The sequence below is a fragment of the Amycolatopsis sp. EV170708-02-1 genome, assembly GCF_022479115.1.
Lineage (GTDB): Bacteria > Actinomycetota > Actinomycetes > Mycobacteriales > Pseudonocardiaceae > Amycolatopsis.
In genome coordinates, this window is record NZ_CP092497.1 from 8,737,017 (window position 1) to 8,754,566 (window position 17,550).

The 17,550-nt window shown below is 65.5% G+C and carries 7 protein-coding genes and 1 tRNA gene; 3 read left to right on the forward strand and 5 right to left on the reverse strand.

The genetic code is table 11. The features are described from left to right. Nucleotides 1–45: 45 nt before the first annotated feature. From MJQ72_RS39985 to MJQ72_RS40000, 4 genes are all read right to left on the reverse strand, one after another. Entirely contained in the window at nucleotides 46–1,146 is a 1,101-nt protein-coding gene (locus MJQ72_RS39985; RefSeq protein ID WP_240596090.1) for a polymorphic toxin-type HINT domain-containing protein, read from the reverse strand. Nucleotides 1,147–1,370: 224 nt separating this feature from the next. Continuing rightward, nucleotides 1,371–6,299 carry an RHS repeat-associated core domain-containing protein gene (locus MJQ72_RS39990; RefSeq protein WP_240596091.1) on the reverse strand — a complete coding sequence of 1,643 codons (4,929 nt, stop codon included), beginning with the start codon at nucleotides 6,297–6,299 and terminating at the stop codon, nucleotides 1,371–1,373. An 87-nt stretch (nucleotides 6,300–6,386) separates the two neighbouring features. Then, nucleotides 6,387–8,063 carry a LamG domain-containing protein gene (locus MJQ72_RS39995; protein WP_240596092.1) on the reverse strand — a complete coding sequence of 559 codons (1,677 nt, stop codon included), beginning with the start codon at nucleotides 8,061–8,063 and terminating at the stop codon, nucleotides 6,387–6,389. After that, a complete protein-coding gene (locus MJQ72_RS40000; protein ID WP_240596093.1) occupies nucleotides 8,033–13,123 on the reverse strand; it encodes a LamG domain-containing protein in 5,091 nt (1,696 codons plus the stop codon). Before MJQ72_RS40000 ends, MJQ72_RS39995 begins: the two co-directional genes overlap by 31 nt. 1,394 nt (nucleotides 13,124–14,517) lie before the next feature. Between MJQ72_RS40000 and MJQ72_RS40005 the strand changes: the two genes are divergently transcribed. Further along, the gene (locus MJQ72_RS40005) at nucleotides 14,518–15,186 is read left to right on the forward strand and encodes a site-specific integrase (RefSeq protein ID WP_396427028.1); all 669 of its coding nucleotides are present in this window, start codon (nucleotides 14,518–14,520) and stop codon (nucleotides 15,184–15,186) included. Between the two features lie 202 nt (nucleotides 15,187–15,388). Here MJQ72_RS40005 and MJQ72_RS40010 read toward each other — a convergent pair. Next, nucleotides 15,389–15,464: transfer RNA gene (locus MJQ72_RS40010), tRNA-Lys, on the reverse strand. Nucleotides 15,465–15,563: 99 nt separating this feature from the next. Here MJQ72_RS40010 and MJQ72_RS40015 point away from each other — a divergent pair. After that, complete coding sequence (locus MJQ72_RS40015; RefSeq protein ID WP_240596094.1) at nucleotides 15,564–16,103, forward strand: DinB family protein; 540 nt, start codon at nucleotides 15,564–15,566, stop codon at nucleotides 16,101–16,103. 25 nt (nucleotides 16,104–16,128) lie between these two features. Then, nucleotides 16,129–17,502 carry a 3-carboxy-cis,cis-muconate cycloisomerase gene (pcaB, locus tag MJQ72_RS40020; RefSeq protein ID WP_240596095.1) on the forward strand — a complete coding sequence of 458 codons (1,374 nt, stop codon included), beginning with the start codon at nucleotides 16,129–16,131 and terminating at the stop codon, nucleotides 17,500–17,502. Nucleotides 17,503–17,550: the final 48 nt, after the last annotated feature.

Consider the following 17,550-nt stretch of genomic DNA (forward strand, 5'->3'; position numbering starts at 1 on the left):
GGGTCAATCTGCATAAGGCCGCAGACTCGACAGTACATGTGGCTTTCATTGAGCATTGAAGTAGTCCAAATTTGTCGGATAACCATGAGTCGCCGGGTTCGGTATAAAATACGTACGAGGTACACCCGACGGATCCATTACGCCGAACTCATTCGTTCTCGGATTGAAACGAACAACATCTCCATTTTGTCGGGTTCGTTTCAAAACATTCGCGTCTGCACTATTCAGAAAAGCCGTTGCCGCCTCCACATACTCCTTCGCATTGTTGAGATTCGGAAACTCCGACTTATGCTTCTGCCAGTGCCCGAAAGCGTTCTCTACAGACGTTTTATTCGACTTGGAACTCCAGCAGTTGGTGTTGTGCACAAGGACGGGCGTCTCACCCACCAAGACGTGGTAGGTGTGCAGACTGTCGATAGTGAGGTTATAGACGCGCTGGCGCTGGGCCTCCCATCGGTCGACCTTGACCACGGTAACGACCGCTCCAGCTTCCGTCCGGAGGTTATCACCGGCCTTGAGGTCGGTCGCGTCGACCCAGGACGCGCGACCTGGCGACCAGAACGGGTGCTCATCGGTCGCGATGACAGCGCCGATTCGATCCCCAACTGGCCCGTCAACGTCGACGGTCAGCCTAACCAGGTTCTTTTGACCTTCGCCTACGATGGTCGCGATTACTGGTTGTGACTCGGTGCGGCCGGTTTCGGGGTCCGTAGCCACGACCTCGTCACCGACCTTGACCTCTTCAATCGGCTTCGTCACCCCGCCGGCGAGCAGCACCAGAGTTCCCGCTACGAAACTGTTCGGCGTGGCACATTCACCCGCGGGTGAACCAGTGTCACCAGCCCCCTTGTTTCCACGATTGCCGCCACCGACCATCCCGGCAAGCTCGGCAAGCAGATCCCTGCCAAGCTGCTGAACTCCCGCAGCCTGCTGACACTCGTCATAGTTGTCCACACAATAGGTGGCCGCGATTACCTTCGCACCTTCAAGGTCGTTCTCCGTTTCAGGCGCACTCAGATATTTCCACGCCTTATCGCAACCCATTTCACCAAAGCAAGCACTTACCCCTGGCTCCACATTGAGCGGGTGCACCCAATAGTCCATGGATGCAGCCGGGTTTCTAATGACCTTTTCAAACTCGGCCATCAGCTCACTACGTTTCTGCGAGCTGGGCGCGTTCTTCTTAGTCCAATTTTCCCGAGCCTTCTTCTTTGACTTACCGCCACCTCGCTTTACATCCATTTGATCCAACTGACCGGGGGTGTACTCGCCGTGGAGGTGGTTTCCAACGTTGGGATCGATGCCGCAGTCGCCGCGCCAGCCGACGCAGTAGCCGGGCGAGTCCTCCGGTGCGAGACCGGAGGGGTCGCTCAGTGCGATCGGGTTGTTGTTGGCGTAGTTGTAGCCGTTGATCTGCTGGGGGTGCTCGGATCCATGATCGGGTCGAGGGAGATGAATCGGCCGAGGTCGGCGTCGTAGCTGCGGGCTCCGAGCGTTGTCAACCCGGTGGAGGCGTCGATCGTGCCGCCGACGAAGCCGCGCTCACCAGGCATACCGGCGCTCGGACCACGCTCGGCTCCGAACGGGGTCTGTCGGCGTTGCTTGACCGTGAGGTCGCTGGCATTGATCGCGACCTGTGTGGTGCCTTGGTGGTCGCCGGCGAGCCAGGTCAGGGCACCGCTCTTGCGCATCGCGATGGTCAGACCACCGTGGCTGTAGTACCTGGTCGTGGTCGCGTTGCCGCTCGCTTTGTCGAGGCGGACCTCCTGCGACCCGAGGTAGAGGGTGGTGCCGGTCGGGTCGCGGCGGATGAGGCGGCTGCCGTCGGCGTCGTAGAGAAAGGTCGTGTCGGCAGTTCCGTCGGTGACCTTCTCGAGCCTGTTCTCGACGTTCCAGTCGAGGTTCTGCTGCCCGGACGTGCCGGGGCGGGTTTTGGTGTTGCCGAGTTCGTCGTAGGTGTACTGGGCTGTTTTGGTGCCCGCCGGTCCTTCGGAGGTGACCGCGTTCAGCAAGTGCGGTTTCGGCGTGCCAGGTGCGGAGTAGCTGTACTTACGGGTGATATCGCCGCCGGCGACGTGCTGAGTGTCGCCGATCCGATTCCCGGATTTGTCGTAGGAATAGGACTGCCAGTACGGGGCGGGGCCACCGAGGCCGGTGACTGTGGGTGCCGCGCCGCAGTCGGTGTTGGCGGGTGTCCAGGCTTCGGTGAGGCGTTGGAGATAGTCGTAGCCGAAGCATTGTTTGTCCGCGGGCTGCCCGATCGGGGCGTTGGAGATCGAGGTGATGTTGCCTGCGGGGTTGTAGTAGTAGCGTGTGTCGGCCTGCATCGGCTGCGGCACTTCAGCGTCGACGATGGTGCGGTCCAGGCGACGGGTGTTGGTGTCGTAGTAGAAGGACAGCCAGGCGCGTTTCCCGTTGGTGGCGGTGCTGCTCGAGCCACCGAGGTGGAGGCGTTGCGGTTCGCCGTAGCGGGTGTATTCGGTTTCAGATACGTAGGTCTGGAAGTCGTCGTCAACGCCGCCATCGGCGGTGAGGACGTTGTTCAGTTCGTCCTGGGTATAGGCAACTGTCTCGGAAGAGAGGTCACCAGCCTTCGGATATCCGACCGCGCCGAGGCTGCCGTCTTCCTTGTACGCCAGCGAGGTCTGGTAGGTGCCGGCCAGCTTCGGCCCCTCGATCGGTGGGATGACAACCGATTGATTCAAAGGCTGGTATAGAGGGTCGTAGTTGATGACTTTGTTGACGTAGGCGTTGCCGTCGACCCAGCGTGTGGACGACGCGAGCTGCCCGATGCCCTTGTACGCGGTGTCGTAGGTCCACTCGCTGAGTTTGGTTCCGCCGAGGGTGTCTTTGAAGACGCCGGTCTTGCGGCCGAGTTTGTCGTAGCGGAACGCGAGTGTGACGTTGCGGGCGTCGGTGCTCGAGATCTGCTGGTTCAGCTTGTTGTACTGATAGGTGGTGGCGCCACGGTCAGGATCGTCCGTGCGGATGAGGGAGCCGTGGATGTCGTAGGTGTAGGACCAGCGGTTACCACTGGAGTCGGTGAGTGCGGCGAGCTTGTCCGAGTTGGTGTAGTCGTACTTGGTTTCGTCGTAGGCATCGGTCGGCTGTGCGCCGTGGTGCTGCCGGAGAGCGCGTGTGCGGCCGCGGGCGTCGGTGATCGTGGTGGTCGCGCTGCCGCCTTCCGGCGGTGTGACGCTGACCGAGTCGCCGTTATAGGTGGTGCGGGTAATCCATTCTGTGGTTCCGCCTCGGTAGGTGGCGGCGATCGCGCGCCCGGCGCCGTCGAAGTCGGTGACGGTCAGACCGGGGACTTCGGTGTCGCTGGCCACCCAGAGGGAGGTGTCGACGGGTTGGTCGTTGTAGTACGGCTGTGTCGTCTTGTAGGCGCGCCCTTGTGAGTCGTAGCGTGTATCGACTAGCAGCCTGCCACCACCCGGCGCGGGCGTCTGGACCTGCCGGGTCCGGTAGAGACCGTCGAGGATGGTGGTCGAGGTGACGTAGTTGCTCTTGGGGCCGAACCGCATCGACGTGATCGAGCTCGGCGCGTTGTTCCGGACGTCGTAGGCGAAGCGTGCGCTGGGTTCGGTGGGATAGTCCGCTCGAGGGCGGTTGGGCTGCCAGACTTCGGCTTTACGGCCGAGCGCGTCGTAGCTGATCTCCATGACCCGGTTGTTGGGGTCGGTGATCGTCCGCGCGGATCCCCACGCCGGTTCGTAGACGGTCGTTGTCTTGTGCCCCAGAGCGTTGGCGGTGACAAGCTGGGTGACCGGACCACCGGTGGCCGGCGTGTAACTGGACGTGGCGGTGTTGCCGTCAGCGTCGGTGATTTCGATCGCGCGCCCGTGGATGTCGCGTTTGGTCTTCGCGACGGTACGGTAGACCGGCGTGAATCCGTTGTATCCGTCGACCTCTTCAGCCAGCGTGACGTCACCCACCGTGGGTGGTACGCCGGGTGCGAGCGTGTCGTAGGAGGACCGGACGTCGGAGATGGTGTCCCGCGGGTAGACCGGCAGGAACCCGCAGACCGTCGAGAGGGTCTCGACCCGTGACGGGAAGTTCAGCAACCATCGGTCGGTGTTCTGGGCGTAGGTCGTGCTTGTGCAGCGCTCGTCCCCGGTGACGTTGAGGTCGCCGTGGTCGTTGACCTTGGTCGGCAGGCCGTTGGGGTCGTAGTCCGTGGTGGTTTTGGTGGTCCGCCAGCCACCTGCCGCCAGCGCCGTGAAGGAGCGCTGCGTTCCGGCACGGACGATATAGGCCTTGTACGTCCCGCGTGTCGCGGTCGGGCCTTGCCAGCTGGGTTCGGCGATCGTCTTGCCAACGACCGCGCCGCCTTCACCGTTCTTGGTGAGGCTTTCCAGCTCTAGCCCCTGGAGCCAGTCCTCGTCGACGTGGGATCCGCCTTCGCTGTCCGGGATGCTGACCGATCGTGTGCCGTTGTTGGGGAGTTTGTCGCCGTGCATGCCGCGGAAGTAGCGGGTTTCGCTGTAGCTCGTCGGTCCGCTGGGGTTGTCGGGTTTCCCTGTGCGGACGATGACTTTGCCGAAGCCGCGGAACTCGTTCCAGGTCTTGTCCTTCTCGGGCGCGAACTCGGAGGTGGTGTAGTGCCACGCCGCGCCTTCCGGGTAGTCGTAGTTGGTGACCTGTTCGGAGCTGGTGCTCATCCAGTCGGACTGGACGACGGATCCGACGACGTACTTGTGGAAGTAGTCGGTGCGTTCGGCGAAGTCCCGTTTGGTCCACGTGACAGGGAAGCAGCGTTTGGTGTTGGTTTCCGGCTTGTCCGGTAAGGACGTGGCGGAACAGTCGGCGGGCGCGTAGTTGATCGTGGTGACACCGCCGGCTTCGGAGACGATGGCCGAGAGCCGGTAGCGGTTAAGATGGCCGACGCCGTCATCCTTCACGACGCGGTTCGGCAGCTTCTTGCCTTCGAAGGTGACCTTCGGCAGCGTGATGGGCGTGCCGACGTGACCGGTGTGCGTGATGGACTTGAGCCAGAGAGCGGCTTGGTTGCCGTCGTCCGGGTTCGGGAACTGCTGCTCGAGGGTCCAGCTGTCGACGTCGATGTAGCCGGTGCCCGCGCGTACCTGGGTGGTGATCTTCGCGAGGCGTTTGGTCGACCAGAACGTCGGGCTGTAGTGATCCTTGCAGGTAGGACCGTCACAACGATCGGCCAGGGCGACATCGGGGAAGTTCTCGGTCTTGTCGAGGGTGCACACGCTGCCGGGAACGCACCGCTCCTCGGTCACGAAGGTCACCTTCCCCGTAGCGGGAGCGGGATCACCTTCACGCAGGCCGTACTGGATCTCCTTCAGCGTGCCACCACGGACATAGGAGACCGCGGTGTCTTTGACGTTCTGCCCATAGTTGTTGGTCTCGATGTCGTAGCTGTAGAGGATCAGGTTCCCGTGCCGGTCGACGACCTTGTCGAGGTTCCAGCGATAGGCCTGTGTGCAGGCGGAGTTGTCGAACTTGTTGTCCGCCGCGTGGCAGGGTTCACCGACGTCGTCGCCGTAGACGGGCACGGTCCAGGTCGACTTCGACACCGCGGCCGACCCGAAGAAGTACTGAGTCCCGTCGACCGTGGTGATCTTCCAGTACTCGCCGTCACGAGCACCATTGGACGCACCGGTGAGGCGCTCGATGCGGGAGCCGTTGTCGCTCTTCTGCCGCCACACCTTCTTGTCGGTGTCATGGATGAGCATGCCGCCGGATCCGTTGTAGACGGCGGTGGCGTTGTCGCTCTTCCAGCAGAGGTCGCCGACCTTGGGCGGGGTGGTTCCGCCTTCTTTGTCGTCCTGGCAGCTGCCGTAGGTGCGTTCGACGAAACCGGGGTGCAGGTCCCAGCCGTCGCCGACCCACGAGGCCTGGTTGTTGGTGGCGCTCGTGCGTCCATCCACCGTCGAGGAGTTGTAAGACAACGCCAAGTTGGGTTGCAAGTCCCCCGGTGCAGGCGGCACGCGCAGCGGATACGACCAAGTGAAGTCGCCGGTCTGCTTCGACACATCCCACGTCGCTGTTGGCGAGAGGGAGGTCGCGCTGCTGGTACCTACGCCGTCGGGCGTGGTGGAACCAGCGGGCTGGTTCCCGGTGAGCGCGGCCAGGCTCGCTTCGTCGAGGTTCCGTCCCTGCATGGTCTGCTTCGCCACCGGAGTCGACTTGACTTCCGGTGAGGCGACGCTCCAGCCGTTGGCGGCGCTCGCGATCTGCGTGGTGCTGACGCCGGTCACGACCAGCGAGCAGATCAGCGCGACGGTGATGGTTCTCGACGTGCGGCGTGTGGACGGTTTGTGTCGCATCAGTTCTCCAGGCTGGACGCGGCGAGGCCCTCCCCTGCGCGGGGTTACCTCGTGTGCGGTGGACAATTCGCGGTTTGGGCTGGAGATCTAGCCGCCACCGACTGCCGATGGACGTACTTCACCGGGCGCCAGCTCCGCACTGCCCGTAGCTACGAAGACGGGTTCGACGTGGGGGATGTCGGCGAGGACGTAGCCAAGGAATCGGTCCTTGGGCAGGCCTTCGCAGTTGTCGTCGTCGCTGGTCATCGACTCGGTCCCGCTGCTGCCACATCGGTAGAGAGGTTTCGCGGCGGGGTCGTCGGGTTTCTGTGTCCAGAGATGGCCGATCGATTCGATGACGGTTTTGCCCTCACAGGCGCTGTCGAGGGAGACGAACAGGTCCGTGTCGTTCACGCACGCGGTCAAAGGTTGTGTCCCGGTCTGCGGGAGCAGTGACAGATAGCCGTGCCGGAACTCGGCGTAGTACCCGGGCCGGGCCGCTTGTGTGGTGCCGAGGTGGTCGTAGGCGGCGTTGTTGTAGTACCGCACGAGCGGCGCGTAGGCGAGGGTGTACCCGAGGAGTGATTCCTGGGTCGCTCCCCCACAGTCGGCCTGGCGGCTGTCGAAATGCCCGGCCGACGAGGTGCACCGGTAGACCGGGATCGTGGAAATGTTGGTCGGTTGCTGGGTGTAGACGGACCCGATCTCACCGAGCTTGGTCTTACCCTCACAGGCGGCGTCGGCCGAGGTGAAGTAGTCCGCACCGGATTGGCAGGAGTGCAGCACACGTGTGTTGGGCTGTGCGCCGTCGATCAGCATGCCCAGGCTTTCCTCGAACCGGAAACCGGCCGCGGGCGCGGCACTCGTGCTCGCGGTTCGCTTGCGTCCCGCACTATCGACGTAGCTGCCCAGCTGGCCGCCGTCGGGTGCGGGGAAGCTGCCGTAGGTTTTGATCGTTGCGTCGGAGGCCATGCCGTAGTGGGCGTAGACCTCGTCGATCATGCCAGGGAAGAACTCGGCTGCCTTGCCGTTGGTCTTGCCGCGGCCGATAGCGAAGGATCCGTTCGCCTGCCAGAGCACGACACCGTCCTTCTTGCCCGCGAACTGCCCATCGACATAGAGCCGAAGCTGGTGAGCCGCCTGGTCGTAGATCCCGGCGAGGTGTGTCCACCGGTTCACGACCGCGGGGTCGAACGAGCTGACGTAGGAGACCGGTGACGCGTCAACGTCCTGTGCGGTCGCGCCGAACGTCCACCGCCCGGCCTCGGGCCGGTACTGGAGGGTGAAACCGCTCATCCGCGCACCGTCCTGTGACAGCACGGTCGCGACCTGATCGGTACGGGAGAGGTTGGCCCAGGCGGACACGGTGAAGCTGTCCTGCATGGCCAATCCCCGCTCAGGCGCAGTGGCCTGCCCGTCAGTGCCGTTCAGCTTGAGCGCGGTACCGCTCACACCTGGCGCGAAGGACGCGCCGCCGGTCGGGACGACGGCGTTACCGCGCCAGCTGTAGTCCTTACCTGTGCCGTTGTCGAACCGCCAGGCCCCGCCGTCACCCCGGGGGGTGTCGTCGTGCACCTTGCGCACTTCGGCGTCGGTGAGTGCTCGCGAGAAGACCCGCGTGTCGTCGATTCCTTGCGGGAAGAAGCCCGCGTTCCCGCCGTTCCACCACGCTCTGCCGATCGAGAAGACACCGGCCGACGGAATCACCGTGACTCCCACCTGGACCGCGCTTTGCACCCCATCGACGTACAGCTTCAGCTGCCGGAACTGAGCGTCATACACCACGGCCAGGTGCGTCCACTGATACGCCTGCGGAGCCTGGCCGGCCCACAGCGCGACACTCGGGGGTTGTCCTTGTCCTCGCTGGGGACGACGACACGCCACTTCTTCGCGCCCCCGTCGTATTGGACCTGGAACGCGCTGACCCGAGCACCGTCCTGCCCGAACACCGAGTAGAAGCCGCCGTCGGTCTTCGTCAGCTGAACCCAGGCCGCGGCCGAGAAGCTCTTCGCCGTATCCAGCACCGGCCCAGTGGTCTGCGCGTAGCCGGTGGCCCCGTCCAGACGCAACCCCGGCGTGTTCAGCCCACCGCCCCACCCGGCGCCGTTCTTCAACGCCACGGTCGATCCACGACCGCTCGCGTCCATGGCCACCTGGCCGGCGTTCTCGTCGAACCGCCAGTGCCCCGCGTCCGCGACCGGCAACGTGGCGGTACCACCGTCAGCAGCGGGATACGACTTGTACAGGCTCGACACCCGCTCTTTGTCCAGAGCAGTCGTGTAGAGGCGGGCATCGTCGACCTTGCCGGTCCAGAACTGGCTCGGCTTGTCCGCGGTCAGGCCACGGCCGATCTGGGCGGCTCCGGAGGCCTGCCAACGTCCGTTCAGAGTGCCGTCGCCCACGCGCTTTCCGTTGACATACAGCCAGATCTTCTTGGTTTGGCGGTCATAGGTGCCGGCCAGATGCACCCAGGAATTGATCTCCGCGGGGAACGCCGACACCGCAGCTCTCGCGATCGTGGTGTCCGTGTCGGTCTCCGCCATTTCGAACACCCACCTGCCGCAGGCGTTGGGATTGTCGAAGACTTCGTCGAAGCAAGTCGCGTTCATCTCATCGGCGACATGCCCGAGCCGGAACTTGCTGGTCCGCTCGCCATCGATGCTCAAAGCCGTGAGCTTGGAGACGATGTCGGACTTGCGGTCCATGTAGACCCACGCCGACGCGCTGAAGCTCTCATCGGTTCGCAGGTCGACGCCGGTGGTTCCGATGGCGCCGGTCTTGCCGTCGAACTGGACCGCGTTCCCGACCCGGCCGGGCGCGAACTGTGTCCCAGGTTCGAGCGTTCCGGTGCGGGCACCGGTGGAGTCGGCGACTTTGGTTCCGCTGGATTCGTCGAGCTGCCAGTTGTGCACCAAGGTGAGGTCCTGGCCGGACATGGTGCGGATCTCGTCGGTGAACAGGGTGCGGCTGTAGACCTTGACGTCGTCGACCGTGCCCCCGAAGTGGTCCAGCCAGTTGCCTGCCCACTTCCCGCGGCCGATGTCGAACTCGGTGGTCGCGTTCCACCTCGCGGTGAACGACGCGGTCCCCGACAGGGTGCCGTTCACATACAGCTGCATCTCGCCGGTGTTGCTGTCGTAGTTCGCGGCGAGATGTGTCCAGACACCGGTCTGCACCGGCTGCGCCGAGCGCGCTCGAGCAACCGCGGTAGGTGCGGTGTTGTCGGGGCCGTGCATCGCGAAGGCCCATCGGTCATCGGCGGTGCCGGTGTAGCCGATGTTGAACGCGGACACGTTCTGCCCGCTCTGGCTCACCACAGCACCCCAGCCTGGGGTCTTGGTGGTCAGCTTGACCCACGCGGCGACGGAGAAGCTCATGCTGCTGTCGATCGGCGCGGGAGCACTGACGTGGTCGTCGACGCCGTCCAGGTTCACCGCGAGATCGGTCTGGTCCGGGTAGCTGGTCTGCCCGGCGACCCACTGGGCACCGTTCTTCGCGGTGCCGTGCTTCGCCATGCCCGAGGTGTCCTGGGCGTCGCCGTCGAGTTTCCAGGTGGCGGCGGTGACGTTGTTCTGGGCGACGATGCCCTGGATCTCCGCGACGTCGAGCGTGCGGCTGTAGGCCCGGACCTCGTCGATGCCACCGGACCAGTACCCGAGCGGGGTTCCGTACTTCCCGCGCCCGATCGCGAAGGGACCAGCGGCGTGCCACGGTGTCGCCGGAGCCGGGACGCTCGCGACCTGCTTCCCGTTGACCACAAGGGTGAGTGTCTTGGCGGTCGCGTTGTACACACCGGCCAGGTGCGTCCACGGCTCGGTCTGCACCGTGTTCGCCCCGGACCTGGCCTCTGCCGCCGTGCCACCGGTGGCGTCACCGGGATTCATCCCGAAGACCCAGGAGCCGTTGTTCTGTTTCAGGTAGAAGCCACTCACCGCCATGCCGTCCTGGGAGACGGCGGTCATGTCCCCGAGTTTGTCTGGCCTCACCCACGCGGTGATCGCAAAGTTCTGATCGGTCCGCACCACCGGCCCGGACGTGGCCGCGAAGCCCTTGACTCCGTCGAAGGTGGCCGCGCCGTTGACCGCTCCCTGGGGAGCGAACCTGGCACCGGGCTGCAGGACGGCCATCTCACCGCCCGAGGCGGCGTTGCGCGCGGTCGTTCCGTCCGCGTCGTCGAGGTTCCAGTAGCCCGCGGTGACGTTGTCCCGCGTAACCGCGGACTTCACTTCCGCATCGGTCAGCACCCGGTCATACGTGCGGATCTCGTCCACCGCGCCGGCCAGATAGTCCGCCCCGGCACTGCTGACGATCGCCCGCCCGACCGCGAACTCGTGAGTCGCCGGCCAGGGGTTCGTCCACGGCGCACTGCCCTGGAGATCGCCGTTGACATACAACCGGATCTGCTGGGCTCCGGAGTCGTAGACACCGGCGAGATGAGTCCACGTGTTCGTCTGCGCAGCACTGATCGAGGACACCGTGGTCGGAGTCGACGCAGGGTCGTTCCCGGGCCGGAACTCCAACGCCCAGCGATCGGTCGCGGTGCCGGTGTGCCCGAGCTTCACCATCGCCGTCGTCGACGCGTTCTGACTCAGCAACGTAGACCAGCCTGGCTTCTTCTCCGCGAGATTGACCCAACCCGAAAAGGAGAAACTCGGGTACGTGCTCGCCGAGACCGGCGCCGTCACGTAATCGTCGACACCATCCAGCTTGAGACCCGAACCAGTACTCCCCGGAACGTAGACGGGGCCGCCGTGCAACGTCGCGTCCCGGAAGCCAAGCGTCGCGGTGTCCTTCGTGTTGCCTTCCAGGGACCATTGCGCCAACGGGCCGTTACCCGCCCGCACATAGAAATGGTGCACCTGCGTCGGGCTGGGATTCCCGGCACGGTCGACACTCTGCACGAACAGATCCCGCGGCCCGTCACCAGGCGGGGTCAACTTCACATACGCCTTACCACCCAGGGCGACCGCATCGACCTTCGTCGTGGGCGGATCCGTCCAGCCATAAAGGTAGTGATCGACGTCCGCGACCGTGGTGGTCGGATCGCTGGCGTCGAACTCGAACACGTCCGGCACGCCGACACCACCGTGCCAAGCGTTATCCGCCTTGTAGAGCGGCGCAGTCACAGTCGGCTTGATACCGATACCCGTCCTGTCGACGATGAACGGGCCCGGCCCATTCCGGAAGTCACCACCGTCCGCGGAATCGTGCCCCCACACCGTCCACGTGACACGCTGCCCGTTACGCGTCGTCAGATCGACATCGGTGCTGTGGTAGGCACCCGACGCTTGATAAATCACCGGAGCGCGCTGGTCCGGAGCGCCACCATAAATGTTCCAGACCGGGCGGAGCTGATCATTGGCATCCGGATCGGACAACCTGCTCAACAGCCTGATCGACTTGCCCCCGACATACGGCACACCGTCACACCATCGGCACGGCGCGGGCAGCGGCGGATCGGTCTTCATGTCATACGGCGGGTTCGGCTTCGTGTTGTAGCGGATCTCCAGTTTCGTGTCGGGCACGGAATACCTGCGCCAGGCATCGGAGTCCGTTTCCGACTCCGCCTGCATGTAATAGGTGGTGGGCCCGCTGGGATTGTAGTAGCCGCCGACTCCGAATGTGATCGCCTTGTAACCCTCACAAGGCGAGTTGTCGTTCGCCGGCACCAAGGTCGTGCCGATATCCCGCCCGCCGGGCTGGTTATTCCAGGTCAGATTCGACGATATATTACTCTGCGCAACGAAGAGCTTGTGATTCTTGAAGCTACAACTCGGCCGGTGCACCATGACCGTGTTGAACTTCACCGACGACACCTCTTTCCCGACAAGGAAAGACGTGTCGAACTGGAAGTACGTGCGCGCCAGGTCAATGGTGTTGCATTCCGCGAAAGTACATTTTCCGACTTTCGCCCACGCGTCCCCATCCACTGCGCCGTTGATATACGACTGATTCGGGTGACCACGGAAAACCTTCGCCCACATGCTCTGCCCCGGCGACCGCATATCCGGGTCGACCACCACCGGGTACCGCGTACCAGGATCCGCCAGCATCGCTGCATTCGGCGTCAACGTCATCGCGGACCGGTCGACCTTGACCTCGACCGGCGTGCTCGTGCTCTCGCGCCCCCTGGCGTCCCACATCGTGGCCGCCGGCGCGACGAAAACCTTCCGCCCATCGCCATCGACAGCCTGAACCCGGCCGGCTCCATCCGACGTGAGCTGCACGCCCTCTGTCTCGAGCGCGAGCTTGATGGACGAGAGCTCTGGGTTGCGTCCCGCCTCCCGCGTCTTGACCACGAAACGCTGGTTATAGCCTTCCGCCTCTGCCTGCATTTCCAGGTCAACCCCGGGCAACACCTCCCGGTACCGGGCCGTGTTTCCGTCAAGCTCTGGCTTCGGCAAACTGCCAGGCCACCGCAACGCGAGACGCTTGCCCTCACGTGAGAACTGAACCAGCGGTCCCTCGCCACCGGCGGAGAACACCACATCCGCCACAGCCGCTTTCGCCCTGATCGCGCCGCCCGGCACGGGCGTCAGCGCCGTGTCGATGGGCACCCAACCGTCGCCCTTGCGGACCCGTACAGGCTGCGGCGACAACTGCGCGGTCAACGTCCCGTCAGGGTTCGCCAGCACCTTCTTCGCCTCAGCGGTCTGGTCCGCCACCCCGACCGGTGTGCCCTGCAACCGGGCCGCCGCGAACGCGCTGGCGGCATCCGGCGCCTCCGCGACAGGAACGACCGGAGTCGGCAGCGAACTCTTCGGCGAACTCGCCGTCACCACGACGACGCCGGCGAGCATCAGGAACACCATGGGTAACGCGCGCAGCCTGAAACCACGCGTCACTGACGGACGCACCATTGAAAGGACCCCCTCGGCCCGGTCAGCACGCGTCCCCCGACGCCACGCGACCCACAAAGTCATCGTGACTCTTCACGATCACTATCGAGTGAAGGAAGACTCCAACAGAGTGAACGATCATGACATGGCCCAGACCAATTCGCGGCAACACTGCAAGCAAACCTCGGTTCCGGCACCCGTCATCCCGGCAAATTGTTGGCTTTTTTCCAACTCAGCGCTTTAATCGTTGTTCGCCATTTACACCGTTGGCAGTAACCGCAGGCGAGTTCCGGCTCTAACTCGCCCCGCCTGGAACGCACGCCGTCGTACCCCGGAATTCGACGACTCCGCCGCGAGGCGGACCGAGACACGTCAGTTCGACTCCGAACGCGCAGCGATCTGACACATGCTGGAGCAGAATCTCCGAAAGCCACACACGACAGCCACGATGGCCTGCTGCCCAGCGCCTTGGTGTATTACCTCGACACAACGACGTCGGTCCTGGCTTCTCTGCGTTCACCCAGCGCACAGGCTTCCCGGTTCCGCCCAGCGCCTCGGCCCCGTACGAGTTCTGGCTCGGGCAGGTCAAGCAGCCGCATGCGCCCTACCGTCGGCCGCGGCGACCACCGCGAAGCTCTGACCAGCAACTCCACCGCCTGCCGAGGGAGGATAGCGGGAGCGCGGGCGACCAGCGTGCCCGTTGCGAAGGCGGTGGTCTCCATGGGCGCGGAAACAGGCGTGTTCAAGCGCTGCGGCTGCCGGGACCTCACTGGCAGAGCCCTGAACAGCCGGTGTCCGCGTCTGCGGGACCGAGGACATGGGAGCTGGTATTTCCGGGTCGAGATGCCGTCTCATCCCGATGGTCGACGGCGGCAGCTACGCCGCGGCGGGTTCCCATCCCGGTGCGCTGCGCGCCAGGCACGTGACTACCTGCGCGCTCCGCACGCCCACGCCCTCGCACCCGCGACGATCAGCACCGCTCACTGGCTGCAGCTCTGGCTGGACACCCGGATCGGCCCCGAGAGCTCGACCCTGCGGTCTTACCGCCAGCGCATCCGCTTCTCCCTCATCCCCTACCTCGGCGGAACCCTTCTCAAGGAACCGACCAACGCCAATATCCAGGCGATGTTCCTCGCCCTCATCCGCACCCACGGCGCCGCCGGCAACCCCTTAACCCCTGGCACCCTGCAACGCATCCACGCCACGCTCCGCGCCGCGCCGCCCTCAACGCAGCCGTCCGCCGCGGCCTCATCGACCACAACCCCGCCCGCTAGTTCGAACTCCCAGCACACCGACGCCCGCACGCCGTCGTCTGGACACCACCACGCATCGCACAATGGCAAGCGACCGGAGAACGACCCGCCGTCGCCGTCTGGACCGCCCAGCAAACCGCGGTCTTCCTGCGCAGCGTTCGCGACCACCGGCTCTACCCGCTCTTCCACCTCGTCGCGCTGCTCGGCCTCCACCGCGGCGAAGTCGCAAGGCTGATGTGGAGCGACATCGACCTGGACGCCGGCTACCTCACCGTGTCCCACCAAGCCCGCCAAGTCGGGTCCGAAGTCATCCTCGGCAAACCCAAGAGCGAAGCCAGCAACCGAGTCATCGCGCTCGACCACAACACCGTCACCGTCCTGCGCCGCCACCGCGCCCAGGCCCGCACACCTCTCCGCAGTCAACCCGTCGGCTACCTCTTCCCCAACGGATGGGGCGAACCGGTCCGCCCCGACTCCATCACCCACCTCTTCCGCACCCTCAATGACCAAGCCGGACTACCACCCATCCGGCTCCACGACCTCCGGCACGGCGCGGCGAGCCTGTCCCTCGCCGCCGGAAACGACCTCAAAACCGTCCAAGACCTCCTCGGCCACGCCAGCATCGTGCTCACTGCCGACACCTACACCAGCGTCCTACCCACCCTCGCCCGCCAATCCGCCGAAGCCACCGCACGCCTCGTCCTCGACGCCGCCCGCACCACCGCCGCCCGCCTCCGCCCCAAACGACGACCCCACCGGACCACGGGACGCCGTCCAATCACCGCCGGCAGACGAGCCGCCGCCCACGCCGCATAGCCAGACCCAAGAGCACGCCAGCAAGTACAGCCGTCAACGAGAGGGAGCGAGCCGGGGCTGAAGCACGCCCGCATCCGTCCAGGCCACCACGAAGGCGAGCCAAACGCAGGCCCGAGCACTCAGCGAGCCCAGCCAAGATCACGCCGACGACCGTATGATCCACAAACAAGAACATCCTCGCTGATCAGCGAGGATGTCGAGGTGGTGGGCCGCCTGGGGCTCGAACCCAGAACCTACGGATTAAAAGTCCGCAGCTCTACCAATTGAGCTAACGGCCCGTGCGGCCGAGTCTAGTAGACCGCCGTCGGCCACCAGGATGCCGGGGCCGACGCCGGAGCGCCACGGAATTGTCGGGGGTCTCTGCCATGGTCGTGGGCATGGACACGATCCCCGACGAGAACTACGCGGCGAGCTGGGAGGGCGACCGTCCGGAGCCTCCGCGTGTGGCGAGCGAGCGCGAGATCCTGACATCGACGCTCGATTGGCATCGCCGCACCTTCGAGCTGAAGTGCCAGGGGCTGACGCCGGAGCAGATGGCCATGCGGCCGATCGAGCCTTCGGGTTTGTCGCTGCACGGGCTGCTCAGGCACCTCACGGGCGTCGAGCGCTGGTGGTTCCGCCTGCAGTTCGCGGGCGAGGACGTCCCGTTGCTCTATTACTCCGACGAGTGGCCCGAGCAGGATTTCGAAGACACCGGTGGTGACGTCGAGGTCGCGTGGGCGGCTTGGCGTGCGGAGTGCGCGCGGTCGCGGGAGATCGTGGCGGCCGCGTCGCTCGACGACACGGGCAAGTCTCGCCGCGACGGGGAGCCGTTCTCGTTGCGCTGGTTGCTGACGCATCACATCGCCGAGTACGCGCGCCACGCCGGGCATGCCGACCTGCTGCGCGAGCGCATCGACGGGAGGACAGGCCACTGAGACCTTGAAATGCGATGCTGGGCCGATGAACGCCGATCCCGATTCCGGCCTCCTGTCCCCGGTCCGCGCCGGCACGCCCGCCGAGGCGGCGACGGGTGATCTCGCCTGGTTGCGTGCCCTGTTGGACACGGAGGCGGCGCTCGCCAGGGCGCAGGCCAGTACCGGGCTGATCCCGCAGGCCGCCGCGGCGGCGATCACCGAGGCGGCCGCCTCCGTGGAGATCGACGTGGTCGCGTTGGCGAGGGGGGCTCGCGAGACGGCGAACCCGGTCGTGGGGCTGATCAAGGAGCTGACCGAGGCCGCCGGGACGGAGTACGTCCATCGCGGCTCCACCAGCCAGGACATCTTCGACACCGCGATGATGCTGGTCGCCGCGCGGACACGGGCGCTCATCGCCGCGGATCTCGAGTCGACGGCGGCGGCGCTGGCGGATCTCGCCCGCGCGCATCGCGACACGGTCATGGCCGGGCGCACCCTCACCGCTCACGCGGTGCCGACCACGTTCGGGCTCAAGGCGGCGGGCTGGCGTCAGCTCACGCTCGAAGCGCTCGACAGGCTGAACCGGGTCGTTCTGCCGGTCTCGCTCGGGGGCGCCGCGGGCACGAGGGCCGCGTACGCCGAGTACGCGCGCCTCGCCGACCTGCCCGAGGGCTATCCGCAACGCCTCCAAACAGCCTTCGCCGAGGAGACCGGGCTCGCCGAGACCACGCTCCCCTGGCACACCCTCCGCACACCGACGGCCGACCTCGCGGCAGCGCTCTCCTTCACCGCCGCCGCGCTCGGGAAGATCGCGGTCGACGTCCAGTTCCTGACCCGGACCGAGGTCGGGGAGGTCGCCGAGCCGGCGGGTGAGGGCCGTGGCGGGTCCTCGGCGATGCCGCACAAACGCAATCCGGTGCTCGCGACGCTGATCCGGTCGGCGGCGCTCCAGGTGCCGGTGCTGGCCACCGGCGTCACCCAGGCCATGGTCTCCGAGGACGAACGGTCCGCGGGCGCGTGGCACGCCGAGTGGCAGTTGCTGCGCGAGTGCCTGCGCCTGACCGGCGGCGCCGCGCACACGGCGGCCGAGCTCGCCCGGGGGCTGGTCGTCGAAGGCGAGCGCATGCGCGAGAACCTCGGCCTCACGCACGGCCAGATCGTCTCCGAGCGGCTTTCGACCGTGCTCGCCCCGCTGCTCGGCAAGACGCGGGCCAAGGAGGTTCTCGGGCACGCGTCCAAGCTCGCCCTCGAAGAGAACAAGAGCCTCGGCGAGGTTCTTTCCGGCCTGCCGGAGATAACCGGAGTGCTCCCCGCCGATTCCCTGGCCGACCTGCTGGATCCGGCACGCTACACCGGCTCGGCCGGGGTGCTCGTCGACGCCGCGCTGGAGGCCCGCGAAGAAAATCCGAAAACTCCTTGAACCGGTCCCGGACCGGCTCCGTGTAGGGGTACAAGCTCACCGCGCCAA